Source organism: Citrobacter sp. B72, from assembly GCF_016894305.1.
Taxonomy (GTDB): domain Bacteria; phylum Pseudomonadota; class Gammaproteobacteria; order Enterobacterales; family Enterobacteriaceae; genus Citrobacter; species Citrobacter portucalensis.
Genome location: NZ_CP069801.1, coordinates 4,182,814 through 4,209,636 on the forward strand (window position 1 = coordinate 4,182,814; position 26,823 = coordinate 4,209,636).

The window sequence follows — 26,823 nt, forward strand, 5'->3', positions numbered from 1 at the left end:
CCTGGAAATAGCACTTCCCCGTAGGCCGGATAAGGCACAGCCGCCATCCGGCACTTGCCCCCATTCACTCGGTAATCACAAACCGCGTCGCGGCAAAGCAGTTCAAAACCCGGTGCACCAGAAATACCATGGTGAGCGTTGCCACCAGCGCGACGGTGACGGAAGTGATGCGGTACAGATCGCTGAATACCAGGTCCTGATCCGGGTGCAGGTTCTGGCCAAACATAATGCCGATGGTAGTGATACTGGCAAAACCCACGCCTGCCCCGACTTTTTCCATTACGTGCAGACGGGCACTGAACGCCAGCCCGAGGCCAATCAGCGGCATCATCAGCAGCATATGGTTGCTGAAATCATAGATAAGCAGCTGTACCAGCAGAATATACAGGCAGGCCAGCACCACGCCGACCACGCGCCAAATCGAGCTGATCACCGCGCCGCGGTAGTGCATCGGAAACAGGATCAAAATGCCTGCCATCAGCGCCGACAGCGAATCACTCAAATCGCAGATCTGGAAGACCACAAAAATCATCGTCGCCACCGTGCCGGAAAGCAGCGATTCATGGCGCACCCGGGCGGCATCTTTCTCAATGCGCGGCGGTGGCTGGCGGGGTTCCACGTCCGGGATCAGATAATGCAGCAGCGCGCTCAGCGCCACCGCCATGACGCAGGCTTCCATATTGGAGAACATCAGCGTATGCCAGTTGGTGGTGGGATAGCTCATAAAGTTGAGCATCGTACTCTGGCACACCACGCCCATCGAACCGAGCAGAAACAGCGGTCCTTTGCTCATAAAACGAAAACGCATCACATACAGGCCGAACACCACCAGTGTCATAACCAGCGGCCACTGTGAAAGATAACCGACGATCAGCACCATTTCAACGCAGTTCACTGCCGCGCTGAACACGAACTGTGTTGCCACATGGCGGTTGAATACCGGTACCAGCGACAGCAGCATCAGCGGATAAACCACAAAGAACACGCCGTACTGCACGTTGTAGAAGGTCGAAATACTCAGCGCGATTGTCCCGGCAACGGAGATACGCAGGGTCTGGCGAAAATCATTGGCGGTGTAGACAATATTCCCGTGCGGCGTAAAGACGTGGGCCAGTGTGTTAATAGACATAATGCAGCCAGCTAACGAGGTGGATCTGCGCCCCGGCAAAGGTGCGGGCGAACACGCCCTCGCTGTTATACAGCTGTACCGTGGCGCGCGCCCCGGTCGGTAACGGCGTGTCAAGCGGTTCGTTCAGCGCGACGTGAATGCGCATACGCTGGGCATCGCGCACCCAGCGGGTGGACTGTTCCGGTTGCGACAACTGGCCATTAACCTGTTCCTGGCCCGCCAGAATACCGGCATCGCTGCTGGTGACGCGGGCAGAGAAAACCTTGCCCGGCATGGCGTCGAACACCACGGCGGCATCGGTATCCACTTTAGTGTGGCGCAGACTTTTCTCGCGAAAGTCGGCCACGATATCGGTCTGATGGCTGACCAGCGCCAGTAGCGGCGTAGCGGCAGTGGCGTAAAGTCCGGGGCTAAGCTGGAGGTTACTCACCGTGCCGTCGGTCTGGGCATATACTTTGCTCCAGCCGAGGTTCAGCTTCGCCTCTTCCAGCGTGTTACGGTATTTTTGCAGCGTCACGTTACGTTTGTCATCGCGCTCTCCGCGCTGGATCAGCAGGTTCTGAATACTGGCATTGAGCGCCGCCACCGACTGCTCGCTGGTTTGCCAGGCGGTACGCACCTTGTCGAGATCAGATTGCGACACGTTCTGCATGGCGCTCAGGCGCTGATAGCGGTCTAAGGTGGTCTTATCGTTGCGGGCGTTGAATTGCGCGGTGCGCAGGTTGGCACGGGCAGAGGCGATCTGCGCATCCAGCTGTTGGTTACTCAGCTTCGCCTGCTCAAGGGCAATTTGCGCAGCCTCGACCTTATTGATAAATGGCGTCGGATCCAGTTCGTACAGCAAATCGCCCTTCTTCACCTGGCTATTGTTATGCACATGCACCTGCGAGACGTAGCCGGAAACGCGTGAGGAAACGGGCGTTACCACACGCATCACCGTGGAGTCCGGCGTCAGCGGGATCCAGATATCGGCAACGATAAACCAGGCGAATATTACCAGGAAAGCGGCAATACTCACCCTTACCCAACGGGCAAATTTTTGTTCTGGGGTCATCATAGTTTTTTAGTGTTGATTGTCTTCTTCGCGGATTGTCCGCAAATTGCAGGCGAGTTGATTTAACGTCGTGCTAAAGGCGGCAAGCTCTGCTTCAGGAATGGTACAGGTGACGCGATGTTGGTATGTCTCAATCACCCGGTTAAGTTCTTCAAGCCTTGAGCGGCCTTGCGCGGTCAGCGTTAACAGTCGGATGCGTTTGTCATAAGGCGATGTGGAACGCAGCAGGTAGCCCTGCTTTTCCAGTAGTGTGAGGGTGCGCATCAGCGGCGGCAGTTCAATGCCCTGCACCTCCGCCAGTTCACTGACCGAGACGTTGTCTCCCAGTTGATACAGCTGCATCAATACCGTCCAGCTTGATTGCGTCAGGCCAGTATCGGTGATGGCAGCATCAATAATGGCCCGCCACTGGCGTACCACCATTGCCATGCGCATCCCCATCGGGCGGCGGGCAAACAGTTCATCTTCAGTCATCTTACTTTCCTCTCATCGCTAAAGAGAAAATAATACTTATCAGGGTAAGTATCAAGAAACGGACTAACCAGAAGCATGAATTGATAAATATCGTGAATGTAAAAGAGGCCGGGGCGATAACCCCCAGCCTCTGTCGATGAAAGAAAATCACTCCACCTGATCGCGTCGCAGCCCGACGTCCCGCAACCGCTCATCGCTCATCTGTTGCAATAGGCGCCGCGTTTGCGCTCGCAGCCGCCACGCCTTGTATGCCCGCCAGATCAGTACAAACCCAATAAACGGCTGTTTTGCTTTATTCTCGTGAAATTCCATACCTTGCCTCCCCACCTTGCCAGAGGCTTTATCTTCACGGATCTGGCCTAAAACAATACAGACTCACAAAGTACTTTTATTTAACATACAGATTGGTTAAAAAGAGTTCTGCATCGCTTTTTTCACGCCAATCTGTACTGATTTTTTAATCTGTATGGTACCCATGAGGGATACAGCATGACGCGTTACCAACATCTGGCCAATCTGCTGGCCGAACGCATTGAGCAAGGGCTGTATCGCCATGGCGAAAAACTGCCCTCGGTTCGCAGCCTGAGCCAGGAGCATGGGGTCAGCATCAGCACCGTCCAGCAGGCGTATCAGACGCTGGAACAGCGCCAGCTGATCACGCCCCAGCCACGTTCCGGTTATTTTGTCGCGCCACAAAAAGCGCAGCCGCCGGTGCCGCCAATGTCGCGCCCGGTACAGCGTCCGGTCGAGATAACCCAGTGGGATCAGGTGCTGGACATGCTGGCAGGTCATGCGGACAAATCGATAATCCCGTTTAGCAGCGGCGTGCCCGATATTAATCAACCCAGCCTGAAGCCGCTGTGGCGCGAGCTAAGCCGCGTGGCACAGCATAATCTCAAGGCGGTGCTGGGTTACGATGAATTACCTGGCTGCCTGGAATTGCGTCAACAGATTGCACGGCTGATGCTGGACGGCGGTTCGGTGGTTAATGCAGATGATATTGTGATCACCAGCGGCAGTCAGAGCGGAATGTCGCTGGCGCTGCTGACGGTCTGTCAGCCCGGAGATATTGTCGCCGTTGAATCACCGGCCTACTACGGCACGATGCAGCTACTGCGCGGCCTAGGGATCAAGGTGATTGAGATCCCAACCGATCCGGATACCGGGATCAGCATTGAAGCGCTGGAGCTGGCGCTGGATCAGTGGCCGATCAAAGGTGTGCTGCTGGTTCCCAACTGCAACAACCCGCTCGGATTCATTATGCCGGATGCGCGTAAACGGGCGGTGCTCGCCCTCGCCCAGCGTCACGACATCGTCATTTTTGAAGACGATGTGTATGGCGAGCTGGCCACAGAGTACCCGCGCCCGCGCACGATCCACTCCTGGGACAGCGATGGTCGGGTAATACTCTGCAGTTCGTTTACCAAATCCGTCGCCCCCGGACTGCGAGTGGGCTGGGTGGTGCCCGGTCGCTATTACAACAAGCTGCTGCACATGAAGTACGCCGTCATCGGCACTAACGTTCCCGCTACGCAACTGGCGGCGGCGACCTTTGTGCGCGAAGGTCATTATCATCGGCATATCCGGCGTATGCGCCAGATTTATCAGCGCAATATGGAGATCTACACCTGCTGGGTACGGGAATACTTCCCCTGCGGGATCTGCGTCACCCGACCGAAAGGCGGCTTTATGCTGTGGGTCGAGCTGCCGCTCCAGGTCGATATGGTCTGTGTCGCTAAGCAGCTCTGTCGCCTCAAAATCCAGGTTGCACCGGGTTCTCTGTTCTCCGCATCGGGGAAGTATCGCAACTGTGTGCGCATCAACTGCGCATTGCCGCCAAACGACAAGCATCGGGAAGTAATGCAGAAGCTCGGAGAGGCGGTAAAAACGGCAATAGAGTAGATCGAGCTGCCCGGCGCTTCCGGGCAGGCAATTAGGCAGTTTAAGCTATATCTAATGGCTTAAACCCTGAATCTCTTCAGCGGAAAGTCGGGTGATTTTTTGTACCGTGCTGATATCGATGCCATCTGCCAGCATGGTGCGGGCAATACGCAGTGCCTCATCACGTCGCCCCTTTATCAGTCCTTCCTGTTTGCCTTCCTGTTTACCTTCCAGCTTGCCTTCAAGCCATCCTTTTTGAAATCCTGCCTCATGCAACCTGTCCGCAATCGTCATCAAATGTTCCTTATGCTGCGGTGAACGTTCGGCAACCCCACGAATAAACTCACTGAATCGAGGTGCATCGCCAGTTCGTAAAATATAATTAAACAGCGTCTTTATCTGGCTGTCATTAGTCAGTCCGGTAAGTAGCAGGGAAACAATTTGCTCGACCAATCCCATAAGATCGCGTTGACGGATATGTTTTTGAATTAACTCCAGCAGCGCCATACGTCGATGCTGCACAATTTCGTCATCCGGAATAACCGTAATATCCACCAGCGGAAACGCCGCAGCATACAGCTGACGAGCCAGCTTCGGGTTGGCAAACTCATCCAGCCAGCACAGCGAATAAGGGTACGGGCTTTTAGCGCCGTGATAAAACAGCATCGGCACCACCAGCGGCAACTGCTGATGCCCGGCATCTAAATGTTTCTGCATAGCCGCTACCGCATAGCGCATCAGTCTGAATGCCATATGCGCATCCGGTGTGCTTTGGTGTTCAATCACCACATAAATATATCCATCCCCATCCGTCGTTTTCACCGACCACAGCACATCGGAATAGTACGCACGTAAATTCTCTTCGATAAAACTGTCTGACTCGAGTTTAAGCGTCTGAAGATCGCAAAGCTCGCGCAGCGAAGCGGGAAGATGTATTTGCAGAAAATCCCGTGCAGTCTCAGGGTGACGTAAAAATGTTTTAAAAACCGCGTCATGCGGTGTTGAAGCGGAAGCTTTGTTCATGGCGATCCTTCACCTGAAAATAAGATGCCATGACTGTAGCGCCGGAAAACCACATCCTCACCTGCAACTTTCTCTCTTTGCGAGACGATTTCCGGGATAACAACGCCCTTATGTAACGTCTGCATTTGTCTGGAACACGTCACGCAGAATCACCATCTCAATGCGCATTCCCACTTTTTCACCACTCGGCCTGTGCTATAACAAATCATCACTTTCAGGGAGGACACGATGTGACGCATACCCGAGATATTCCACAATCGTTCTGGCGTGATGAGCAGTTGCCGTGGCTGGAACTGCGCAGCACCTGGCAAAGCCAGCAGGCCTACAAGCGGCATCACCACTCTCAGCTCTCGATTGGGGCAATTCTCGAGGGGGAAACGTGCTGTCTGTGCGATGGCGAGGAATACCATCTGCAGGTGGGCGATCTGATTGTGATACCGCCGCTGGCACCTCACAGCTGTAATCCTGTTAACGGACAGTTTCGCAGCTATCATATGCTTTATCTTGATGCCAAGTGGTGTCTTGCTAATCTGCCTGCACAGAACACCAATCAGCGGCTTTGCACGCCTGCTCCCGTTATCCGCGATGCGCAATTATTCCAGCGTTATATGCACCTTGTGACGCTCATGCCGCAACGCCAAACCGCACAAATAACGGATGCCGCGCAAACATTGCTTCACTCGCTGCCGTTACAGTCGGTCACACCAGAAAACCTAAGCGCAACCAGCCAGTATCTGCGCGAACGGTTGCAGTCCAGCCTGCTCGCGCCGCCCTCGCTCGATGAGCTGACACATGAATGTCACATGCGTAAAGAGACGCTGATCCGTACCTTTAAGCAGGACACCGGGCTGACGCCAGGAAGTTATCTGAACATCATACGGATTGACTATGCTCGCCAGCGGCTGCGGGCCGGAGACGAAATTGCCGATGTCGGCTACCAGAGCGGGTTTGCCGACCAGAGCCATTTCCATCGCACCTTTGTTCGCTACACCGCCGCCACACCGCGCCAGTACGCGTTGGGACGATCAATATCAGACAATAATTAGCGCTGCGTCAGGCGTACGGTGATCTCAGATTCATTCTCTGAGGTCGCTATGTCGCTGCTTTCTGTACTTTTTCCTTCTGCTTTTCCCGCGCTGGCACTGGCGCATTTCGTCGCATTGCTTAGCCCCGGGCCGGACTTCTTTTTACTGGTCGGTTACGCCGCACGATACCGGATGCGCGGCAGCGCCGGGTTGTGCGTGGGGATCGCTTTCGGCAACGGGCTGTATGTTCTGCTGGCAATTATCGGTTGGGGGATCCTGCGCCAGCTTCCCCTGTTGTTTACGGTTATTGAGCTGCTGGGCGCGCTCTATTTATTGTGGATTGGCAGCCTGCTGGTACGCAGCCGCCCGCAAACGCTGACCGGAACAGACGCCCAGTCTACCTGTCCAGGATTTGGCAAACAGCTACTACTGGGATTGGGTTCGTCACTGCTCAACCCAAAAAATGCGCTGTTCTATCTGGCGCTAATGACCGCCCTGCTCGGCCCATCGGTGACGCTGCTGCAACAAACCATGAGCGGGATCTGGATGACCAGCATAGTGCTGTGCTGGGATCTGCTGATCGTGATGTTCATTGGTTTACCGCAGATCCAGCGACGGTTATCCAGAGGGATATTATGGGTAGAACGTATCGCTGGCGGTGTATTGATTATCTTCGGTTGTGCCATCGCTCTGCGGTTTTTGCAGAGCATCGTAGTCTGATTTGCAGGGCGATTTTCTGCACATAAACCGGATAAACTCGTTTAATTAATATCCAATCCGCATTACACTGCGGATGGTTATTACCCGTTCAACTTACTCTTCCTGAGGTGCGATGTGCTGATTGTTACCTGTAATCGTTACGTTTTCTGACCCCGCGTCAGTGAGCGTATCTTCTGTTTGCGCTTCGCGCAGACAGCGTTTTTGATTACATGAAATTCAGTACATTTGCAGTCTGCTTTTTTTCTGTCATCGGTCTGACGTCTCAAAGACGGTATTGAATTTCGCTATTCCCGTTGAGGGTTTTCTCCCGACAAGGAGCTGTTTTATGCAACGGATTCTCGCGTTTTTCTCCCAACGTGCTACGACGCTATTTTTTCCTATTGCCTTGATTTTGTATGATTTCGCCGCCTATCTGTCGACGGACTTGATTCAGCCCGGCATCATTAATGTCGTACGCGATTTCAACGCCGACGTCAGCCTGGCGCCCGCGGCGGTCAGCCTCTATCTGGCTGGTGGTATGGCGCTGCAATGGTTGTTAGGACCGCTTTCCGATCGGATTGGCCGCCGTCCGGTACTGATTGCAGGAGCGCTAATTTTTACGCTCGCCTGCGCTGCCACATTGTTCACCACCTCGATGACGCAATTTCTGGCCGCCCGTTTTGTGCAAGGCACCAGCATCTGTTTTATCGCCACCGTCGGCTATGTCACGGTGCAGGAGGCATTTGGGCAAACAAAGGCCATCAAGCTAATGGCGGTAATCACCTCTATTGTGCTGGTGGCACCGGTTATCGGCCCGCTCTCCGGAGCGGCGCTAATGCACTTTGTACACTGGAAGATCTTGTTTGCCATTATCGCCGTCATGGGGCTTATCGCACTCATTGGACTCACATTAGCAATGCCAGAAACCGTCCAGCGTGGCGCGGTGCCGTTCAGTGCGCGCAGCGTAGTGCGTGATTTTCGCGACGTTTTCCGCAACCGGGTGTTCCTGTTTGGCGCAGCCACGCTGTCGTTAAGCTATATCCCGATGATGAGCTGGGTGGCGGTCTCACCGGTTATTCTGATCGATGCTGGCGGCATGACCACATCGGAGTTTGCCTGGGCACAGGCCCCGGTATTTGGCGCGGTGATCGTCGCCAATATGGTGGTCGTCCGCTTCGTGAAGGATCCGACCCGGCCACGCTTTATCTGGCGAGCGGTTCCCATTCAGTTGAGCGGGCTGGCGGTATTGATTGCTGGCAATTTACTGTGGCCGCACGTGTGGTTGTGGTCAGTGCTGGGGACCAGCCTGTATGCGTTTGGCATTGGAATGATCTTCCCAACGTTATTCCGCTTTACACTATTTTCCAACAACTTACCGAAGGGTACGGTTTCGGCGTCGTTGAATATGGTGATCCTGACGGTGATGGCGGTTTCTGTCGAAATTGGGCGTTGGTTATGGTTCAACGGCGGCAGGATTTCGTTTCATCTGCTGGCGGTGGTGGCTGGTATTGCCGTCGTGTTCACGCTGGCAGGCTTACTAAAGCGCGTACGTCAGCATGAGGCCACCGCATTAGTCACAGAGAGTTAACCTCCTATGAACCGCCCCCATTCGCGAACAGTGGTTTTGTGTTTAGCGGTCGGGGGCAATCCATCATAGTGCATCAACTTTTAATCATCTGACGAGAGATAACGGAACTTCCGCATCGGGTTCATGCGTGATCCGATTACGCAGGTCACGACGAATCATTTCAATGACCCAAAACCAGAAAATATGTCCAATAATTTCCGACACATATTCATCAAATGGTAGCTGAGACAAGGGCGGCGAAAGATGAAGGGCGGGAATGAAGATGCCATGAACTGCCACCGTCACGATTAAACCTGCCAGTACCCCCTGCCAAAGTTTAACTTTTGGAAAAATTTCAGCGGCAACGCAATATCCGACTGCAAACACTAATGAAAATATGATGTGCGTGACCATAACCGGATTAATCACATGTTCAGAAAAGGTATAGACCGTTTGCGTGGGGTCAATCCCTAAATAGTCTCGGAGAAAAAGGTACGGAGGATTAAACTCATTTCTTCCCAAAGAAAATGTCCTGGGTGGAAGCGGAACTTCGGCTCCCCACTTAACAAATGCAGAAAGTACGCCAGAAACGATACCGACTAACACGGCAACGCCATAATGGCGGCGTTCCGTCGGTGTCCTTGAGAATAAATCTTTCAGCTTCATAACTCATCATCCCTTATATGCCATAACACTTAAAACCAGTGGCTATGCTACCCAGGAGGGATGCTGAAAATTGTGACAAAGATTACCTTTGATAAAAAATGATCTTAAATGACTACTTGTGAGTTAATTTGATTGTGAATATAGCGTCATCGCGAATGTCGTACAGGCGTTTTATCCGGCCTACTGGGTTACGTAGGCCGGATAAGCATCAGCGCCATCCGGCTACGCTCACCTCACCTTACGCAATGCGTGCAAATCCCGCTTCCAGATCGGCAATCAGGTCGTCGATATCCTCAAGGCCAATATGCACCCTGACCAGCGTGCCGCTGAAATCTACCTCTCCAGCCGGGCGAATGCTGTTCAGCTCTTCCGGCTGGTTCGCCAGAATGAGCGACTCAAATCCGCCCCACGAATAGGCCATATGGAACAGCGAGAAGTTATCGAGGAAATTCGCCATCTGTTCGTCGGTCAGTCTCTTTTTCAGCACAAACGAGAACAGGCCTGAGCTTCCGATAAAATCACGCTGAAAATACTCATGGCCCGGACATTCCGGTAATGCCGGATGATTCACCCGTGCCACTTCCGGCCTTGCCGACAGCCAGCGGGCAATATGGATACTGCTCTCCTGATGCTGCTTAAGGCGTACCGCCAGGGTGCGCAATCCGCGGCTGCCGTTGTAGGCCGTATCGGCGTCCAGCGTTTGCCCCATCAGATAGGAGTTCTCGCGCAGGCGATCCCAACAACGGGCGTTCGACACCGCCGTGCCCAGCATGGCGTCCGAATGGCCGATGGTGTACTTCGTTCCCGCCTGAATGGAAATATCCACGCCATAATCCAGCGCTTTGAACAGCACGCCCGCCGCCCAGGTGTTGTCGATCATAATGACAATCTCCGGATTCACCGCGCGGATAGCCTTCACCATCCCCGGCACGTCCTGGACTTCCATGGTGATAGAACTTGGTGACTCAAGGAATACTACCTTTGTTTCCGGACGCAGAAGATCGACAATGCCAGCGCCAATCAGCGGATCGTAATATGTTGTTTCCACGTTGAATTTGCTCAGGATCTTATTGCAGAAATCCTGGGTTGGTTCATAGGCCGCCCCCGTCATCAGAATATGATCGCCACCCTGAACAAACGCCAGAATCGCATTGGTCACCGCCGCAGCACCACATGGGTACAGCGCACAGCCAACGCCGCTTTCCAGTTCGCTCATTGCCTTCTGGAAGGCAAAGTGGGTATAGGTTCCGCGACGACCATAAAACAGCTCGCCGTTCGCGCGATTGGCGGTGGCAAATTTCTTGTCCTTCACGGTATCAAATACCAGTGAAGAGGCGCGTTGGATAACCGGATTCACCGCTCCCTGGGTATAGCGTTTGTCGCGACCAGCAACAACCAGGTGCGTTTCAAGCTTCATTGCGTCTTTCATAACATCTCCTGTTCTTAATCCGTGTGAAACCTATACCACCGCAGCAGTAGAGTTTATTTCAGCGTTGGTCTGCTTTTTTCCAGCGAACCGTTCAACAATCTGCGCCGCATTCAAATCATGGATAACGTTAATCAGTGTGGCCGGCGCATCGGTAATGGTGCCCAGCACCACCAGCATCGGGATTGCTTCCATCGGCAGGCCCAGCGTGGTGACGATAAAGATTTCACCGAGGAACGCCCCGCCCGGCACGCCACCAACGATAATGGCGGAGAGCACCGCAATCAGCATCGTCAGGAAGAAGGTTTCGGTGGTGAATTCCATGCCCAGCACGGAATAGATAAAGACAATTTTTAGCGCGGCAATCATCGCCACGCCGCCCTTGTTGAGGTTAACCAGCAGCGGAATGGAGACATCAACGATTTCCGGGTTAATCCCCATCGCCTTACCGGCACGCAGCGTCACCGGGAGCGTCCCCAGTGAAGAGCAGGTACCCAGCGCGGTCGCAGACGGTTCAATCGCGTTACGCCAGAAGGCTTTGACCGCCGGAATACCGCCGCCAATATACGAATAGAGAATCGAGCCAAAGACAAAGTAGACCAGCGTGGCAACCATAAACAGGCCGATGGCGCGGGCAAAGGTTAACAGTAGTGCAGAGTCCTGACTGGCCATGGTGGCGGCGAAGTAGCAGCCCAGACCAATCGGCGCGACCTTCATAATGATCGAGACGATCTTCATGATCACGGTATTGGCGTCTTCCAGCAGCGACGCAATACGTTTACCGGCCTGATCCGACTGGCCAATTGCGACACCGGCGATGATTGCCATTACGATCAGCGCCAGAATATTGGACTTAGAAAACAGTCCGATAAAGTCGCTGGTGGTGATCATACTGACAAAATCCATCTTACCGCTGCCCGCCTGAACCGACTGCGAGAGATCGATAGTGACGCCCTGCGCCGGGTTATACCAGAGCGCCAGCGCGACGATCCCGGCGGCTGGAATAAAGGCCATGGCGATCGAAACAATAAAGATAATCGCCATAATGCGCCCCAGCCTTTTTAGGTCGGTCATACTGGCGATCGAAGACATAACGCTGATACCCACCAGCGGCACAATAATCATAAATAACAGGTTTAAGAATATCTGGCCTATTGGCTGGAGTTTACTTGCAAACGATGGGGCATAAATACCTAATAAGCCGCCAATCACCAGAGCAACTAATAAAATAATCGACGATTTGTAGGGTTCGAGTCGTGACCACATAATCGGTACCTTTAGAATAATAATTAATGAGATTAAATTCACAATGTGATGAGTTTCCGTTTCGCCTCCTTTTATTTTGTGACGTAACTCACCTAAGTTGTTATTTTTTCATTTTGCCAGCAAGTTGTTTCCTGTGATTCAATAGTTGCATGTTTAAAACGCGAATGTAACGGCCTATTCGTACCGTTTTTGCAAATCACTTGTGAATTAAAGGAAACTATGAGTACGCCGATTTCACTCAAGCATCTGGAGTTTTTTACTAAAATCGTCGACTGCGGAGGATTGTCAGAAGCCGCGGCGCAGCTCAACGTATCGCCGTCTGCGGTCAGCAAAAGTCTGGCTGCGATGGAAGACACGCTGGGCACGACATTAATTAAACGCACCACACGCAGTATTACCCTGACCGACGCCGGGCAATATCTCTTCAACCGCGCTAATAAGCTTTTGAAAGAATTCGATGAAACGCTGAATACCACTTCCGGTTATTACCACAGCCCGCAGGGTGAATTACGCATAACCTGCTCAATTGCGTTTGGTTATTCCCGGCTGGTGAACCTGGTGGATAAATATCGCTCCCAGTTCCCGGATGTGAATCTGTATATCGATCTCAACGATAACTTTGTGAATCTGAACGAAACAGATTTCGACATCGCCCTGCGCATCTCCACCGCACCGCCGCAAAACTATGCGATGCGCAAGCTGGTGCCTGTTCGCTGGGCGTACTGTGCCTCACCCGGCTACCTCGCCAAAAAAGGCATGCCCCAGCGTCGAAGCGATCTGGTGGATCATGATTGTCTGGTTTATCCCGGCCTCACACCGGTGCTCAAGGTGGCGGATGAACAGGATCGTCTGCATCAGTTGAAACTGCATATGCCGATCCAGGCCAACAGCAGTCTGGTATTGCTGAAGTCAGTGTTAGAAGATCAGGGAGTGGCGTATTTGCCCACCTATCTGATTGGCGATCATATTCAAAAAGAAGAGATAACGCCGCTGATGCTCGACGGCACTATCACCTGTGAAACTCACGCCCTGTATGCGCTGTACTTTCCCAGCAAGTACAGCAATCCGAAGGTGCGATCGTTTATCGATTTTCTGGTGGCGGAACTCGGCCCCTTGCCCGCCTGGGACAACTGGATCCCGGAGTAAGCCCAGCCCACCTGAAAATGGGAGGCGCTCCACATTTTTTGCACGATCCCCCCGTCTGGCTCTATCCTTAAGCCTATGAATAAAATTGCTGAACTCAAACGCGCCAAGCGACTGGCGCTCTCATTGCTGCTGATTGCCGCTGCCACCTTCGTCATCACGCTTTTTCTGCCGCCTAATTTCTGGGTACTGGGGATCAAAGCGATCGCCGAAGCGGCGATGGTGGGCGCGCTGGCGGACTGGTTTGCCGTGGTGGCGCTTTTTCGCCGGGTGCCGATCCCGTTTATCTCGCAGCACACGGCGATTATCCCGCGCAATAAGGATCGGATCGGCGAAAATCTCGGGCAATTTGTGCAGGAAAAATTTCTCGATACCCAGTCGCTGGTCGCGCTGATCCGCCGCCATGAACCGGCGCTGTTGATCGGCAACTGGTTCAGCCAGCCGGAAAACGCCCAGCGCATCGGCCAGCATCTGCTGCAAATTATGAGCGGTTTTCTCGAACTGACCGACGACTCGCGCATTCAACGGCTGATCAAGCGGGCGGTGCACAAGGCCATCGACAAGGTCGATCTCTCCGGTACCAGCGCGCTAATGCTGGAAAGCATGACCAAAAACAATCGCCATCAGGTGCTGCTCGACACGCTGATCGCCCAACTGATCGCCCTGCTCCAGCGCGACAGCTCGCGAGCGTTTATCGCCAGACAGGTCGTGCACTGGCTGGAAACCGAACATCCGCTGAAAGCGAAGATCCTGCCAACCGAATGGCTGGGCGAGCACAGCGCCGAGCTGGTGTCTGATGCCGTTAACTCCTTGCTGGATGACATCAGCCACGATCGCGCACATCAGATCCGCCATGCCTTCGATCGCGCCACGTTTAAGCTCATCGATAAGCTCAAACACGATCCGGAGATGGCCGTGCGGGCCGAAAGCCTGAAAAGCTATCTGAAGGAAGATGAAGCCTTCAACCGTTATCTTGGCGAGCTGTGGGCAGACCTGCGTCAGTGGGTGAAAACCGACATTAACGCCGATGATTCCCGCGTGAAGCAGCGCATCGCCAGCGCCGGGCAGTGGTTCGGCGAAACGCTGGTAGCCGACAGCGCCCTGCGCGCCTCACTGAATGGGCATCTGGAGCAGGCCGCACATAAAGTAGCGCCAGAGTTCGCCACCTTCCTGACGCGCCACATTAGCGACACGGTGAAAAGCTGGGATGCACGCGATATGTCGCAGCAAATCGAGCTGAACATCGGTAAAGATTTGCAGTTTATCCGCGTCAACGGCACGCTGGTTGGCGGTTCTATTGGGCTGGTGTTATATCTGTTGTCGCAAATTCCTTCCCTGCTGACGCTGGCGAATTTTTAAGGAGAAAAATTCAATGACGATGAACATCCGCATTTTTTCCCTGCGCGAAACACCGGAAAAACTGCACGAGGTCACCGCTTACTTTCAGCAACAATGGGCCTCAGAAGATTCCATGAGAGTTTACGAGGATGCACTGCATCGTTGTATTGGCGCAAAGAACCCGCTACCGCAGTGGTACTGGCTGCAGGACGGCGACAGCATTGTTGGCTGCGCCGGATTGATCACCAATGATTTTATCAGTCGCGGCGAACTGTGGCCGTGGCTATGCGCACTCTATATCGATCCTCGCTATCGTGGTCACGGTCTGGCGTTTCGCCTGATTGAACATATTGCGCAGCAGGCCAGACAGTTAGGCTTTATGCGGCTTCATTTGTGTACTGACCTGGAAGGCTTATACGAGAAAGCGGGATTTTACTTTGACGGGGCGGGCTATCATCCGTGGGGGGAAGTCTCACGGGTCTACAGTCGTAATCTGTAAGCGCGCAATTGTTGTACATCAATAAAGCCAGATAAATTGCAGGGTTATAATGCGACGTCTTTTTACTGTCTCCCGTGTTACGGGGAAGGAAAATCATGTCGCTAATCACCGATTTACCCGCCATTTTTAATCAATTCTCCGACGCCCGTCAGAAAGGTTTTCTCACCGTAATGGATCTTAAAGAGCAGGGTATCCCGCTCGTTGGAACCTATTGCACCTTTATGCCACAGGAGATAGCGATGGCGGCAGGTGCGGTCGTCGTTTCGCTATGCTCAACCTCTGATGAAACCATTGAAGAGGCCGAAAAAGATCTGCCACGTAACCTGTGTCCGCTGATCAAAAGCAGCTACGGGTTTGGTAAAACGGATAAATGTCCGTACTTCTACTTCTCTGACCTGGTGGTGGGCGAAACGACCTGCGATGGTAAAAAGAAGATGTACGAGTACATGGCTGAATTTAAAGCGGTACATGTGATGCAACTGCCCAACAGCACCAGTGATGCGGCTTCACGGGCGCTGTGGAAAGCCGAGATCCTGCGTTTGCAGCAGGTTATCGAAGCCCGTTTTGGCACCCCGATTACCGAAACTGCGCTACGTGAAGCTGTTATTCTAAAAAACCAGGAACGTCGTGCACTGGCAAACTTCTACCGCGTTGGTCAGCTCAACCCACCCGCACTCAGCGGCAGTGACATTCTGAAAGTCGTCTACGGTGCAACCTTCCGCTTTGATAAAGCAGCACTGATCGACGAGCTTAATAGCATGGCCGAGCGGGTACATCAGGAATGGCAGGCCGGGAAACGTCTGGCGTCGCGTCCACGCATACTGATAACCGGCTGCCCCATCGGCGGCGCGGCAGAAAAAGTGGTTCGTGCCATTGAAGAAAACGGCGGTTGGGTGGTGGGCTATGAAAACTGCACCGGGGCGAAAGCCACTGAACAGTGCGTGGAGGAAACTGGCGACGTCTACGACGCGCTGACCGATAAATACCTCGCCATCGGCTGCTCATGTATTTCCCCTAACGATCAACGTCTGAAAATGCTCAGCCAAATGGTTGAAGAGTACCAGGCTGACGGCGTCGTCGATGTCATTTTACAGGCTTGCCACACTTACGCCGTTGAATCACTCGCCATCAAACGCCACGTCCGCCAACAGCACAACATTCCCTACATCGCCATTGAAACTGACTACTCCAGCGCGGATATCGGCCAGCTTAGCACTCGTGTCGCCGCGTTCATTGAAATGTTGTGAGGAACAGGGATGACATACTCAATAGGGATAGATTCCGGCTCCACAGCGACTAAAGGTATTTTGCTGGAAAGTAACGTCATCAGACGTCGCTTTCTCTGCCCAACACCTTTTCGCCCTGCCGAAGCAATCGCGCAGGCATGGGAAACACTGCAGGCGGGGCTGGACGTTAGACCATTTTTAACCCTCACTGGCTACGGACGGCAGCTCGTGGATTATGCTGACAAACAGGTCACTGAAATTTCCTGCCACGGACTGGGGGCACGCTTGCTGGCTCCCGGTACCCGCACAGTGATTGATATCGGCGGTCAGGACAGTAAAGTCATCCAGCTAGATGATGATGGTAACCTCAGCGATTTCTTGATGAACGACAAATGTGCGGCTGGGACCGGACGATTTCTGGAAGTCATCTCACGCACGCTCGGCGCCAGCGTAGAGCAGTTAGATGCGATTACCGCTGGCGTCGAACCACATGCCATCACCAGCATGTGCACGGTTTTTGCCGAGTCAGAGGTTATCAGCCTGCGCTCTGCGGGTGTCGCGCCGGAGACCATTTTAGCGGGTGTGATCAACGCGATGGCCCGACGCAGCGCGAATTTCATCGGACGGCTTTCAGGGCAGGCTCCACTGTTATTTACCGGGGGAGTAAGCCACTGTCACGCCTTTGCTCGTATGCTTGAAGGCCACATTGGCATTCCCGTACACACGCATCCCGACGCGCAGTTTGCTGGGGCGATTGGGGCCGCGTTAATTGGTCAGCGTCAGGGGAAACGTGAGTGAAGGAAACACTGTTCTTGTTTCATACTACCCTCGGCGTCATCAAAACGCGTAAAGCGCTACAGGCTGCGGGTATGTGCTTTCGGGTGGCAGATATTCCCCGCGAGCTACGCGGTGGCTGCGGGCTGTGCATTTACATCGACTGTGTTGCTGGCAAGGAGGATGAGTGGATAATTCCGGGTCATACCAAATCTATCTACCATCTTGAAAACGGAGACTGGCGCTGCCTTGCCACTTTTCCTCCTTCCTGAACGTGCCAGGGGACTTATTTTTATTTTACTTTTCATTATCATTTACACATGTAATATAACAATTATCAGCTAACAGCGCGAAATGAGAGTCCGTATGTCCCAGGGAAGCCCAGATTCAAATCGTCATGCCATCAGCGTCGCGCTTTTTGGCATGCTGGTCTTAACACTGGGTATGGGAATTGGGCGCTTTCTGTATACACCAATGCTGCCGGTACTGCTGTCGGAAGGTCAATTTACATTTGACCAACTCTCCTGGATTGCCAGCGCCAACTACGCCGGGTATCTGGCGGGAAGCCTGCTCTTCTCCTTCGGGCTCTTCCATCTTCCCTCACGCTTACGCCCGATGCTGCTAACGTCCGCGCTCGCTACCGCAGGGCTGATTCTGGCGATGGCAAGCTTAACGCAGCCCGCGCTGGTGATGCTGATCCGCTTTCTGGCGGGCGTCGCCAGTGCAGGTATGATGATCTTTGGCTCAATGATCGTTCTGCATCATACCCGGCATCCCTTCGTGATCGCGGCATTGTTCTCCGGCGTTGGCGCAGGCATTTTGCTGGGCAATGAATATGTTATTAGCGGTCTGCATTTTGCGCTTTCATCGCACACGCTCTGGCTGGGCGCAGCGGCAGCCTCGGCTCTGTTCTTTGTGCTACTGGTTATACTCCTGCCATCTCGCAACCACGTGCTCCCCGCTGCGGCCCCGGTAAAAACAGAGCATCAGCCTATGTCCTGGTGGCTGCTGGCTCTACTGTACGGGCTGGCCGGATTTGGCTACATCATTGTCGCCACCTACCTGCCGCTGATGGCGAAAAGTGCCGGTTCGCCGCTGTTGACTGCCCATCTCTGGTCGCTGGTCGGCATATCGATAATTCCGGGGTGTTTCGCCTGGCTGTGGGCCGCCCGACGCTGGGGAGTATTGCAATGCCTGACGGCGAATTTGCTGATTCAAAGCGCCTGCGTGGTCATGACGCTCGCCAGCGGCTCCTTGCCGCTGCTGGTGATAAGCAGCATGGGGTTTGGCGCAACGTTTATGGGAACTACTTCACTGGTGATGCCGCTTGCCCGTCAACTAAGCGTGCCGCGCAATATTAATCTGCTGGGCCTGGTCACTCTAACTTACGGCATTGGACAAATACTTGGTCCGCTATTAACCAGCCTGCTGGGAAGCGGCGCACAGGCGATCGTTAACGCCACGGTGTGCGGCGCGGTCGCGTTGTTTATTGCGGCGCTTATCAGCCTCACGCAATTATACAAACAGCGTTTCGCCTCGCCCAAAAGAGTATAAACGGCAAACATCTAAAGAAGTTATATTCGGATTAGTCCGCAATTAAATGTCAGCATTTAATAAACCGCAAATAATCGGCAATTACCCGTCAGACAATTTATAATTCCCGGCTGTTCATTTATATACTCAATTTAAAATGCGTAAAAATGGACATATTAATTCAACATCAACACCATCTTCGGGAAAGGCACATGTCGTGGTTTAAAAAAATACTACTGGGGTTAATTATTTTGGCAGGTTTAATTGGTACGCTAAAGGATTATAAAGACTTTGGCCTGTTTGGCGCACTGGGATTGTTTATTATCTTCCTGTTATCAACAACATTCTTATGGCAATGGGCCTCTGGCAAGTTACCGGAGATAACAAAGTTACATGCCATACTTATTTTACTGGCCAGCGCGGTAGCCTCTATTTTTGTTATCAATATGGCAATTGCCGGAAATTTGCGTGTGGATTTAATGGAAGTCATGCGCGTTACCATTACCCATAATCCGCTTTTTTATCTGATCCTCTGCGTGGTCGCATGGGTAAAAGTGGGCATCTGGCAATGGCTGTTTAGCGGTGTACAGATGAAAGAAAGCCAGCCGGTTTAAACTCCAACAGATGTAAAAAAGGCGTCTTAACCAAGACGCCTTTTTCGTACTAGTATAACTACTTAGAACTGATAGGTCAGACCCGCAACAACCTGATTGTCGCCGTCTTTGCCATCGAGCAGGTTAATTTTGTAACCCACATCAGCAACCATGTTTTTGTTGAAGTAGTAGTCTGTGCCCAGCGCAACGTATTCGGTCAGATCATTATTGTTGTTGTCACGCGTATGGACGTAGCCCACGTTCGGACGCAGACCAAAATCAAACACATAGGCCGCCATCGCTTCAAAGTGTTGCGCTTTGTCCGCATCCTGAGGGACACCCTGAGAATTTTTTTCGTGCGTATTCAGGAGCAGGTTGTGAGACTCACCGTACATGGTCGCAATGTAGATAGCGTTTGCATCATATTTCAGGCCAGCACCCCAGAATTCTGCGTTTTCGCCATCCCAACCATTTTGTTTCTGCTGAGCAGTCACAGAACTGTTGGTGTAGGCTGCAATGGCAGATACACCGGAATCCGCGATATTGTCGTAGCCCAGGGAGAAGCCGTAGCCATTGCCGTGCTGTTTCGTAGGATCCTTATCGGAATCATCCTGACCCTGATATTGCGCGCCCAGGCTCAAGCCATCAACGGCACCAAACAGATTTTTGGTGCGGAGTGTTGCAACGCCAGAAGTGCGTGTAGTAAGGAAGCGGTCAGTATTTTCATAGGAGTCACCGCCGAACTCTGAAAGAGTGTCAGTGTAAGCTCCCACGTCGTAAGCGATACCGTAGTTACGACCGTAGTCAAAGCTAACGTCATGGCCATAATCCAGACCAGCAAACGCCAGACGTGTATTAACACCATTCTGAGAACCTTCTGCTTTAGCGGCATCAAACTGACTTTCAAACTGACCATAGCCAGTCAGTTGATCGTTGATTTGAGTCTCACCGCGAAAACCCAGACGTGCGTAGGTGCCGTCAGCATCGGTGCCGTCAGTCCAGGAGTGGACCGCTTTGACTTTGCCGTACAGATCCAGTTTGTTGCCATCTTTATTATAAATTTCCGCTGCATGAACGGAGGTTACCCCTAATGCCATTACAGCTAATGCCACTACTGACTTTTTCATGTTATTACTCACTTTTAATTGTGAATTTTGCTATCAACTTTGTTATGAAGGCGGAATGCCCACATAAAAAAGTCCCCTCCAGATAAGGGGAAACACCAATAACACACCGAAAAAATATACCAATAAAGGCAATAATGAAGTGGCAAGACCTATTTCAATTTTGGGTTTTAAAGAAAACCCGAACAGAGAGTAATTACTTAGATTCTTCGCTTGTGCTCTCATTAATAGAGCGATGCAACATTAATGCCTCGGCAATAATGTCTTGTTTACTTTTACGGGTTTCAAATGCCAGCGTCCGAACATATTCCCATAGAGAAGTATCGACACGGGCACTTAATAGAACCATATCTTTTGATCGGGTTCCCCTGGCTTTTCGGATATCAGGGTAATCTCGAGAGGGCATCGTCATCATCTCCTGAACGCAATAAGACGCTTATGGCGATGAAATATGCAGTCAGTGTAAAAACATGTCAACGGTAAAAAACATTCACAATCGTAATAAAACTGTTAATAAACAGCAGAAAAATGGAACGATATTTCAAGTGAAAGATAACTTGTTTATAGAATAATGTGTAATTTTAACTTTACATACATTCGTTTTTATTCATTTGATTAAAAAAGCATGAATCATTCACATGAATAATGATATACAGTCAAAACATCATTGCAGCCAATAGGTTACATGTCGTTATTAATGTCTACTTTTACGCAAACCACGTGTTTTTATGCGCTGTTATGCCAGGCGGCCCTGCCCTAACCACAGCGGAAATTACTTTGATTCTCACTTAATACAGACCAGTTTTGTCTAAAAATACGCACGAAAAGGTAAAAATAAGGTAAATAGCGCATTTTTTCGCAAGCAAAAATAAGTTGTTTTTAATTGATGAAAATCAATTTACATCACACAGGAGCAGCGAAAAAAATGATCATTGAAGACTATGGAAACCATTTTTTACATGAGGTTTAAGACGTGAAAAGAAAGGTTGCTATGCAATGCCGAGCGGGCCGGAACAGCCCGCCTGGGAGAGGTGGTAAAATCAGGCGTTAACTTTATCGAGCGGCCAGGAGTCAAACAGATAGCCATCGAAGTCGATGTCATCAACATTTGAAAACTCCAGCAGGCGCTGTTTGACGTTTTCCAGATGCTGCCACATCGCCAGCTTGGCCGCGCGGGCATCCTTTTTGATTAACGCCGCCAGGATCTGTTTGTGGTCACCCATCCACTCTTTACGATAGTGGGTATCATCGAGATGGCTATGAAGCTGGATCCACATAGGGTTGTTCTCGCGCCACTGCCATGACTGGCGGAACAGCTCCACCAGCATGCTGTTATGCGTGGCCTCGGCGATAGCGAGATGGAACTGCATATCACCGCTTTCAGAACCGTTCGGTTCGCTGGAGGCCAGCTCCCGCTCTTCCAGTTGCAACGCCTGGCGCATTTTGACGATATCTTCGCGGGTGGCCTGCAGCGCGGCAAATTCGGCGATGTTGCTTTCCAGCAGCTGTCGCGCCTGGAGCAGCTCAAACGGGCCTGCATCATTGCAATGATTCACATCCGAACTGTCGATGGTCTGCGCTTCTGCATTGTCGAGCACGTAGATCCCGGCGCCACGACGCACGTCCACCAGACCTTTAATTTCCAGCATGATTAACGCTTCGCGCACCACCGTGCGAGTGACATTGAGTCTCTCGGCGATTTCACGCTCCGGCGGCAAGCGCTCACCAGGCTGGTACGGCGTCTGGACAATCAGATCGCGGATCATTGCACCCACTTCCTGGTAGGGTCTTTGCTGAGAAGTGTTCGATTTCATCGTGTTATGTCCGTCAGATGCGTCAATTCAGAATCCGGAGGCTGGATGACTGCGCACACCTTATCCGGCCTACCAATAACGTTTTTTCGCCTGAACTATAGCATTTGCGGGAAGCCAAAAACAGAAAACGGGTCAACCAAATTAGTATTTTGATTGACCCGTCATACCTGGGTGGTTATGCGTCAGCGCTTAACGCTGCAACGCACTCGCGTGCGCCGTGTTCACACAACTGTTGATACGCCGCGGTAACCGTCGCAACAAAGTCGGTGTTTTCCGCCAGATCATGACCAAAAATGCCGCTCAACCCCAGCAGCGCCGTCACGCGTTCGGCTCCCTGGAACTGTTGGTTAATGCGCTGGAATTCGGCCTGCATTGGGTCGACAACATCAATGACCTGCCCCTGTTCATCCACACCGTGGGTGTAGCGCATCCAGCCCGCGATGCCCAGTGCCAGATGACGCCAGCCGCTGCCGTTTTGCAGATGCAGACGCACCGGATCCAGCAGGCGCTGTGGCAGTTTCTGGCTGCCGTCCATCGCAATCTGCCAAGTACGGTGGCGCAGAGACGGGTTGCTGAAACGCTCGATCAGCAGCGTCGCGTAGGCGTTGAGATCGGTACCTTCCGGCATCGACAGCGTTGGCGCTTGCTCCTGCATCATCAGCGCAAACGCCGCTTTGCGGTATGCTGGATTGGTCATAGTGTCAGCGATGGTTTCATAACCGCCGAGATAGCCCAGATAAGCGAGGAAAGAGTGGCTGCCGTTGAGCATGCGCAGTTTCATCATTTCAAACGGTACTACGTCGGCAACAAACTGTGCGCCGACTTTGTCCCAGTCAGGGCGACCGTTAACAAAGTTGTCTTCAATCACCCACTGGCGGAACGGTTCGCAGGCGATAGCGCACGGATCGTAAACGCCCAACTGGTCGGCAATCTCCTGCAACGTTTCCGGCGTTGCCGCCGGAACAATGCGGTCTACCATGGTACACGGGAAAGTGGCGTTCGCTTCAATCCACTGCGCCAGCTGCGGGTCACGCGCCTGCGCCAGGCCCAGCACCGCGACTTTCGCCACATGCCCATTTTCACGCACGTTATCGCAGGACATCACGGTAAAGGCCGCCAGCCCCTGCTCACGACGCAGATGCAGCGCCTGTACAATGTAACCAATCGCCGATTTCGGCGCGGCCGGATTTGCCAGATCGTGTTTAATCAGTGGGTTATTGAGATCTAACTGGCCGCTGGCAGCATCGGTGCAGTAGCCTTTTTCCGTGACCGTCAGCGAGACAATTGCCGTCTGCGGGCGTGCCATGGCCTGTAAAATACCATCACAGCCGTCAAGCTCCGGGTGCAGGGCTTCTTTCATTGAGCCGATCACTTTCAGCACGGTGTTGTCCGCGCCTTTTTCCGCCACGGTATACAGCAATTGTTGCTTGCGCAGGTTTTCAATCAGTATGCAGTCATTACCCGGCATCAGGTTAACTTCACAGATACCCCAGTCGCTGTCGGTGGTTTCCAGCAGATGGTGGGTGTACAGCGCCTGATGCGCGCGGTGAAAAGCGCCGCATCCCAGGTGAACAATGCGGGATTGCAGACGAGAGCTGTCCCATGCGGGGCGCGCAACCGGCAGGTTGCTATTGGCAATTGTCGTTGTCATCGTGAACTCCAGATCCCGTCGGAAAGACCAACGGTGAGAAAAGAAAAAAGCCGGCCAGACAGGCGACCGGCAACACTGCTTTAGCGGCTAAAGAATGCGCGCTGGATAGCCATCTCAACGCCACGCACTTCCGCCAGGCCTTTCAGGCGACCAATCGCGGAGTAACCTGGGTTGGTTTTCTTTTTCAGGTCGTCAAGCATCTGGTGACCGTGGTCCGGGCGCATAGGGATCAGATCCTCTTTGCCCTCGGCTTTACGGCGCTGTTCTTCCTCAACGATCGCTTTCACCACTTCGTACATGTCAACGTCGCCATTTAGATGCGCCGCTTCATGGAAGGTTTTCGGGTTATCTTCACGCAGCGTGGAGCGCAAATGGGTGAAGTAAATGCGCGGGCCAAACTGTTTGATCATGTCGACCAGGTCGTTATCCGCACGAACGCCGTAGGAGCCGGTACACATGGTGAAACCGTTCGCCATGCTGTTGACCGTATCGACCATCCACTGCATATCTTCCACGGTGGAAACAATGCGTGGCAGGCCAAGGATTGGGCGCGGCGGATCGTCCGGGTGTACCGCCATGCGCACACCGACCTCTTCTGCTACAGGAATAATCGCCTTCAGGAAGACGGCAAAATTCTCACGCAGCGCAGCTTTATCGATATCCTTATAGCGTTCAAGATGCTGGCGGAACTGGTCGAGCGTGTAGCCCTCTTCCGCGCCCGGCAAACCGGCGATGATATTGCGGGTCAGACGTGCTTTGTCTTCTTCGCTCATGGTGGTAAAGCGTTCATTCGCCTGCGCAATCTCTTCGGCGGTGTAGTCCGCTTCCGCGCCCGGTCGTTTGAGGATATGCAGCTCAAAGGCGGCAAATTCAATTTGATCGAAACGCAGCGCTTTGGAGCCGTCCGGCAGGACGTATTCCAGGTCGGTACGGGTCCAGTCGAGAACCGGCATAAAGTTGTAGCACACGGTACGAATGCCGCACTCGGCCAGGTTACGCAGGCTTTGCTGGTAGTTGGCAATCCACTGCTGATAGTTGCCGGAACGGGTTTTAATGTCTTCGTGGATCGGTACGCTTTCGACGACCGACCATACCAGGCCCGCCTGCTCAATAATGGCTTTGCGTTTCAGGATCTCATCAACCGTCCACACTTCCCCGTTCGGGATATGGTGCAAGGCAGTGACAACGCCCGTTGCACCCGCCTGACGCACATCCGCTAAGGTGACCGGATCGTTAGGACCATACCAGCGCCATGTCTGTTCCATGTTTTATTCCTCGTTTACGTTATGGACTCGACGATATGGCACATAAATTCCTCCTTTTGGTATTACATGTCAACCTGAAGCGATAAATTGGTTAACCAAATCACGATATCTGCTGACCATACCGCTAATTAACGGCCATACAACCCAGTATTAATGTAAACATGTAACGCAATGTGACATCCATCGCATCATAGGTTGACCAATATATGTAACATCTCAACCAAAATCATAATAGTTCAACCAAAGTAAGGTAGACGTTATATGCACGTTCTCAATATTCTGTGGGTTGTATTCGGCATCGGCCTGATGCTGGTGCTCAATTTAAGATTCAAGATAAACTCGATGGTCGCTCTGCTGTTGGCGGCACTCTCGGTCGGTATGCTGGCGGGAATGGATTTAATGGAACTGCTGCATACCATGAAATCCGGTTTTGGCAGCACGCTGGGTGAGCTGGCGATTATCGTGGTATTCGGGGCCGTCATCGGTAAGCTGATGGTTGATTCCGGGGCAGCGCATCAGATTGCCCATACGCTGCTGGCGCGACTCGGTCTACGTTACGTGCAGCTGTCGGTGATCATTATTGGTCTGATCTTCGGCCTGGCGATGTTCTATGAAGTGGCGTTTATTATGCTGGCACCGCTGGTGATCGTCATTGCCGCGGAAGCGAAGATCCCGTTCCTCAAGCTGGCGATTCCTGCGGTTGCCGCCGCCACCACCGCTCACTCACTGTTCCCACCGCAGCCGGGTCCGGTCGCGCTGGTTAACGCCTACGGCGCTGACATGGGCATGGTTTACATCTACGGTATCCTGGTGACCATTCCGAGCGTGATCTGCGCCGGACTTATCCTGCCGAAATTCCTCGGCAACCTCGATCGTCCAACGCCGTCATTCATGAAGGCCGACGTACCGGTTGACCAGAACAACCTGCCGTCCTTCGGCGTGTCTATTCTGGTGCCGCTGATCCCGGCGATCATCATGATCTCCACCACCATCGCCAACATCTGGCTGGTGAAAGGGACGCAGGCGTGGGAAGTGGTCAACTTCTTAGGCTCCTCGCCGATTGCGATGTTTATCGCCATGGTTGTCGCCTTCGTGCTGTTTGGTACCGCGCGCGGTCATGACATGCAGTGGGTAATGAACGCCTTTGAAAACGCGGTGAAAAGCATCGCCATGGTGATCCTGATCATCGGCGCGGGCGGCGTACTGAAGCAAACCATTATCGATACCGGCATCGGCGATACCATCGGCATGCTGATGTCACACGGCAATATTTCTCCGTACATCATGGCGTGGTTGATAACCGTGCTGATTCGTCTGGCAACGGGTCAGGGCGTGGTCTCAGCCATGACGGCGGCGGGGATTATTAGCGCAGCAATCCTCGACCCGGCAACCGGTCAACTGGTGGGCGTAGACCCGGCGTTGCTGGTGCTGGCAACAGCGGCGGGTTCCAACACCCTGACCCATATCAACGATGCTTCGTTCTGGCTGTTCAAAGGCTACTTTGACCTGTCGGTGAAGGATACGCTGAAAACCTGGGGTCTGCTGGAGCTGGTAAACTCCGTGGTTGGCCTGATAATCGTGTTGATCATCAGCATGATTGCATAACGTCGATACCGCTCTGGCCCACAGCGCCAGAGCGGTTTTCCATCCTGC

General features: G+C 52.7%; 26 protein-coding genes. 13 read left to right on the forward strand and 13 right to left on the reverse strand.

Annotation, left to right across the window (positions count from 1 at the left end; all coding sequences use genetic code 11):
• Positions 1 to 64 precede the first annotated feature (64 nt).
• From JQN59_RS19985 to JQN59_RS20000, 4 genes are all read right to left on the reverse strand, one after another.
• Positions 65 to 1,129: a DUF2955 domain-containing protein gene (locus JQN59_RS19985; protein ID WP_003830044.1), complete on the reverse strand. Its 1,065-nt coding sequence runs from the start codon at positions 1,127 to 1,129 to the stop codon at positions 65 to 67.
• Positions 1,119 to 2,186, reverse strand: a complete 1,068-nt coding sequence (locus tag JQN59_RS19990) for an HlyD family secretion protein (RefSeq protein ID WP_149607583.1) — start codon at positions 2,184 to 2,186, stop codon at positions 1,119 to 1,121. Before JQN59_RS19990 ends, JQN59_RS19985 begins: the two co-directional genes overlap by 11 nt.
• Before the next feature lie 6 nt (positions 2,187 to 2,192).
• A complete protein-coding gene (locus JQN59_RS19995) occupies positions 2,193 to 2,657 on the reverse strand; it encodes a MarR family winged helix-turn-helix transcriptional regulator (protein WP_048215013.1) in 465 nt (154 codons plus the stop codon).
• Positions 2,658 to 2,804: 147 nt separating this feature from the next.
• Complete coding sequence (locus JQN59_RS20000; protein ID WP_003019180.1) at positions 2,805 to 2,969, reverse strand: DUF1127 domain-containing protein; 165 nt, start codon at positions 2,967 to 2,969, stop codon at positions 2,805 to 2,807.
• A 177-nt stretch (positions 2,970 to 3,146) separates the two neighbouring features.
• Between JQN59_RS20000 and JQN59_RS20005 the strand changes: the two genes are divergently transcribed.
• Positions 3,147 to 4,559, forward strand: coding sequence for an aminotransferase-like domain-containing protein (locus tag JQN59_RS20005; protein WP_149607582.1), 1,413 nt, complete (start codon positions 3,147 to 3,149; stop codon positions 4,557 to 4,559).
• A 51-nt stretch (positions 4,560 to 4,610) separates the two neighbouring features.
• Here the strand turns inward: JQN59_RS20005 and JQN59_RS20010 are convergent, their stop codons facing one another.
• On the reverse strand, positions 4,611 to 5,561 hold the full coding sequence (locus JQN59_RS20010) for an Rpn family recombination-promoting nuclease/putative transposase (protein WP_048215015.1): 951 nt from the start codon (positions 5,559 to 5,561) through the stop codon (positions 4,611 to 4,613).
• 230 nt (positions 5,562 to 5,791) lie between these two features.
• On the opposite strand from JQN59_RS20010, the gene JQN59_RS20015 reads away from it, so the two are divergent.
• The 3 genes from JQN59_RS20015 to mdtM all read left to right on the forward strand — a co-directional run bounded on the left by JQN59_RS20015 (position 5,792) and on the right by mdtM (position 8,873).
• Positions 5,792 to 6,607, forward strand: a complete 816-nt coding sequence (locus JQN59_RS20015) for a helix-turn-helix transcriptional regulator (protein WP_149607581.1) — start codon at positions 5,792 to 5,794, stop codon at positions 6,605 to 6,607.
• A gap of 48 nt (positions 6,608 to 6,655) precedes the next feature.
• Positions 6,656 to 7,306, forward strand: a complete 651-nt coding sequence (locus JQN59_RS20020) for a LysE family translocator (RefSeq protein WP_125363519.1) — start codon at positions 6,656 to 6,658, stop codon at positions 7,304 to 7,306.
• A 325-nt stretch (positions 7,307 to 7,631) separates the two neighbouring features.
• A complete protein-coding gene (mdtM, locus tag JQN59_RS20025) occupies positions 7,632 to 8,873 on the forward strand; it encodes a multidrug efflux MFS transporter MdtM (protein WP_149607580.1) in 1,242 nt (413 codons plus the stop codon).
• An 84-nt stretch (positions 8,874 to 8,957) separates the two neighbouring features.
• On the opposite strand, the gene JQN59_RS20030 is transcribed toward mdtM, so the two are convergent.
• The 3 genes from JQN59_RS20030 to JQN59_RS20040 all read right to left on the reverse strand — a co-directional run bounded on the left by JQN59_RS20030 (position 8,958) and on the right by JQN59_RS20040 (position 12,210).
• Positions 8,958 to 9,518 carry a YagU family protein gene (locus JQN59_RS20030; RefSeq protein WP_079934429.1) on the reverse strand — a complete coding sequence of 187 codons (561 nt, stop codon included), beginning with the start codon at positions 9,516 to 9,518 and terminating at the stop codon, positions 8,958 to 8,960.
• Between the two features lie 238 nt (positions 9,519 to 9,756).
• Positions 9,757 to 10,947 (reverse strand): cystathionine beta-lyase, encoded by a 1,191-nt coding sequence (metC, locus tag JQN59_RS20035; protein WP_103014436.1) that lies wholly within the window; start codon positions 10,945 to 10,947, stop codon positions 9,757 to 9,759.
• Between the two features lie 30 nt (positions 10,948 to 10,977).
• Complete coding sequence (locus JQN59_RS20040) at positions 10,978 to 12,210, reverse strand: dicarboxylate/amino acid:cation symporter (RefSeq protein WP_048215020.1); 1,233 nt, start codon at positions 12,208 to 12,210, stop codon at positions 10,978 to 10,980.
• A 219-nt stretch (positions 12,211 to 12,429) separates the two neighbouring features.
• On the opposite strand from JQN59_RS20040, the gene JQN59_RS20045 reads away from it, so the two are divergent.
• The 8 genes from JQN59_RS20045 (at position 12,430) to JQN59_RS20080 (ending at position 19,337) form a co-directional block, all read left to right on the forward strand.
• On the forward strand, positions 12,430 to 13,356 hold the full coding sequence (locus JQN59_RS20045) for a LysR family transcriptional regulator (RefSeq protein WP_003845596.1): 927 nt from the start codon (positions 12,430 to 12,432) through the stop codon (positions 13,354 to 13,356).
• Positions 13,357 to 13,431: 75 nt separating this feature from the next.
• A complete protein-coding gene (locus JQN59_RS20050; RefSeq protein ID WP_003830070.1) occupies positions 13,432 to 14,712 on the forward strand; it encodes a DUF445 domain-containing protein in 1,281 nt (426 codons plus the stop codon).
• A gap of 13 nt (positions 14,713 to 14,725) precedes the next feature.
• A complete protein-coding gene (locus tag JQN59_RS20055) occupies positions 14,726 to 15,190 on the forward strand; it encodes a GNAT family N-acetyltransferase (RefSeq protein WP_032942291.1) in 465 nt (154 codons plus the stop codon).
• Between the two features lie 95 nt (positions 15,191 to 15,285).
• A complete protein-coding gene (locus JQN59_RS20060) occupies positions 15,286 to 16,437 on the forward strand; it encodes a double-cubane-cluster-containing anaerobic reductase (protein ID WP_057067056.1) in 1,152 nt (383 codons plus the stop codon).
• Positions 16,438 to 16,446: 9 nt separating this feature from the next.
• Positions 16,447 to 17,214 carry a putative 2-hydroxyacyl-CoA dehydratase activator YjiL gene (gene yjiL, locus JQN59_RS20065; protein ID WP_008786095.1) on the forward strand — a complete coding sequence of 256 codons (768 nt, stop codon included), beginning with the start codon at positions 16,447 to 16,449 and terminating at the stop codon, positions 17,212 to 17,214.
• Positions 17,211 to 17,462, forward strand: coding sequence for a DUF3343 domain-containing protein (locus JQN59_RS20070; protein WP_048236199.1), 252 nt, complete (start codon positions 17,211 to 17,213; stop codon positions 17,460 to 17,462). The genes yjiL and JQN59_RS20070 overlap by 4 nt, the downstream gene beginning before the upstream one ends.
• Before the next feature lie 94 nt (positions 17,463 to 17,556).
• Entirely contained in the window at positions 17,557 to 18,744 is a 1,188-nt protein-coding gene (locus tag JQN59_RS20075) for an MFS transporter (RefSeq protein WP_048215022.1), read from the forward strand.
• A 191-nt stretch (positions 18,745 to 18,935) separates the two neighbouring features.
• Positions 18,936 to 19,337 (forward strand): hypothetical protein, encoded by a 402-nt coding sequence (locus tag JQN59_RS20080; protein ID WP_149607579.1) that lies wholly within the window; start codon positions 18,936 to 18,938, stop codon positions 19,335 to 19,337.
• 62 nt (positions 19,338 to 19,399) lie between these two features.
• Here JQN59_RS20080 and JQN59_RS20085 read toward each other — a convergent pair whose 3' ends face one another.
• The 5 genes from JQN59_RS20085 to uxuA all read right to left on the reverse strand — a co-directional run bounded on the left by JQN59_RS20085 (position 19,400) and on the right by uxuA (position 25,170).
• Complete coding sequence (locus JQN59_RS20085; RefSeq protein ID WP_149607578.1) at positions 19,400 to 20,443, reverse strand: porin; 1,044 nt, start codon at positions 20,441 to 20,443, stop codon at positions 19,400 to 19,402.
• 193 nt (positions 20,444 to 20,636) lie between these two features.
• Positions 20,637 to 20,855: a hypothetical protein gene (locus tag JQN59_RS20090; protein ID WP_374759128.1), complete on the reverse strand. Its 219-nt coding sequence runs from the start codon at positions 20,853 to 20,855 to the stop codon at positions 20,637 to 20,639.
• 625 nt (positions 20,856 to 21,480) lie between these two features.
• Positions 21,481 to 22,254 carry a Uxu operon transcriptional regulator gene (gene uxuR / locus JQN59_RS20095; protein WP_008786090.1) on the reverse strand — a complete coding sequence of 258 codons (774 nt, stop codon included), beginning with the start codon at positions 22,252 to 22,254 and terminating at the stop codon, positions 21,481 to 21,483.
• Between the two features lie 175 nt (positions 22,255 to 22,429).
• Positions 22,430 to 23,905 (reverse strand): fructuronate reductase, encoded by a 1,476-nt coding sequence (locus JQN59_RS20100; protein ID WP_149607577.1) that lies wholly within the window; start codon positions 23,903 to 23,905, stop codon positions 22,430 to 22,432.
• A gap of 80 nt (positions 23,906 to 23,985) precedes the next feature.
• On the reverse strand, positions 23,986 to 25,170 hold the full coding sequence (gene uxuA / locus JQN59_RS20105; RefSeq protein ID WP_032942283.1) for a mannonate dehydratase: 1,185 nt from the start codon (positions 25,168 to 25,170) through the stop codon (positions 23,986 to 23,988).
• 261 nt (positions 25,171 to 25,431) lie between these two features.
• Between uxuA and gntP the strand changes: the two genes are divergently transcribed.
• Positions 25,432 to 26,775 (forward strand): gluconate permease GntP, encoded by a 1,344-nt coding sequence (gene gntP, locus JQN59_RS20110; protein ID WP_003033260.1) that lies wholly within the window; start codon positions 25,432 to 25,434, stop codon positions 26,773 to 26,775.
• Positions 26,776 to 26,823: the final 48 nt, after the last annotated feature.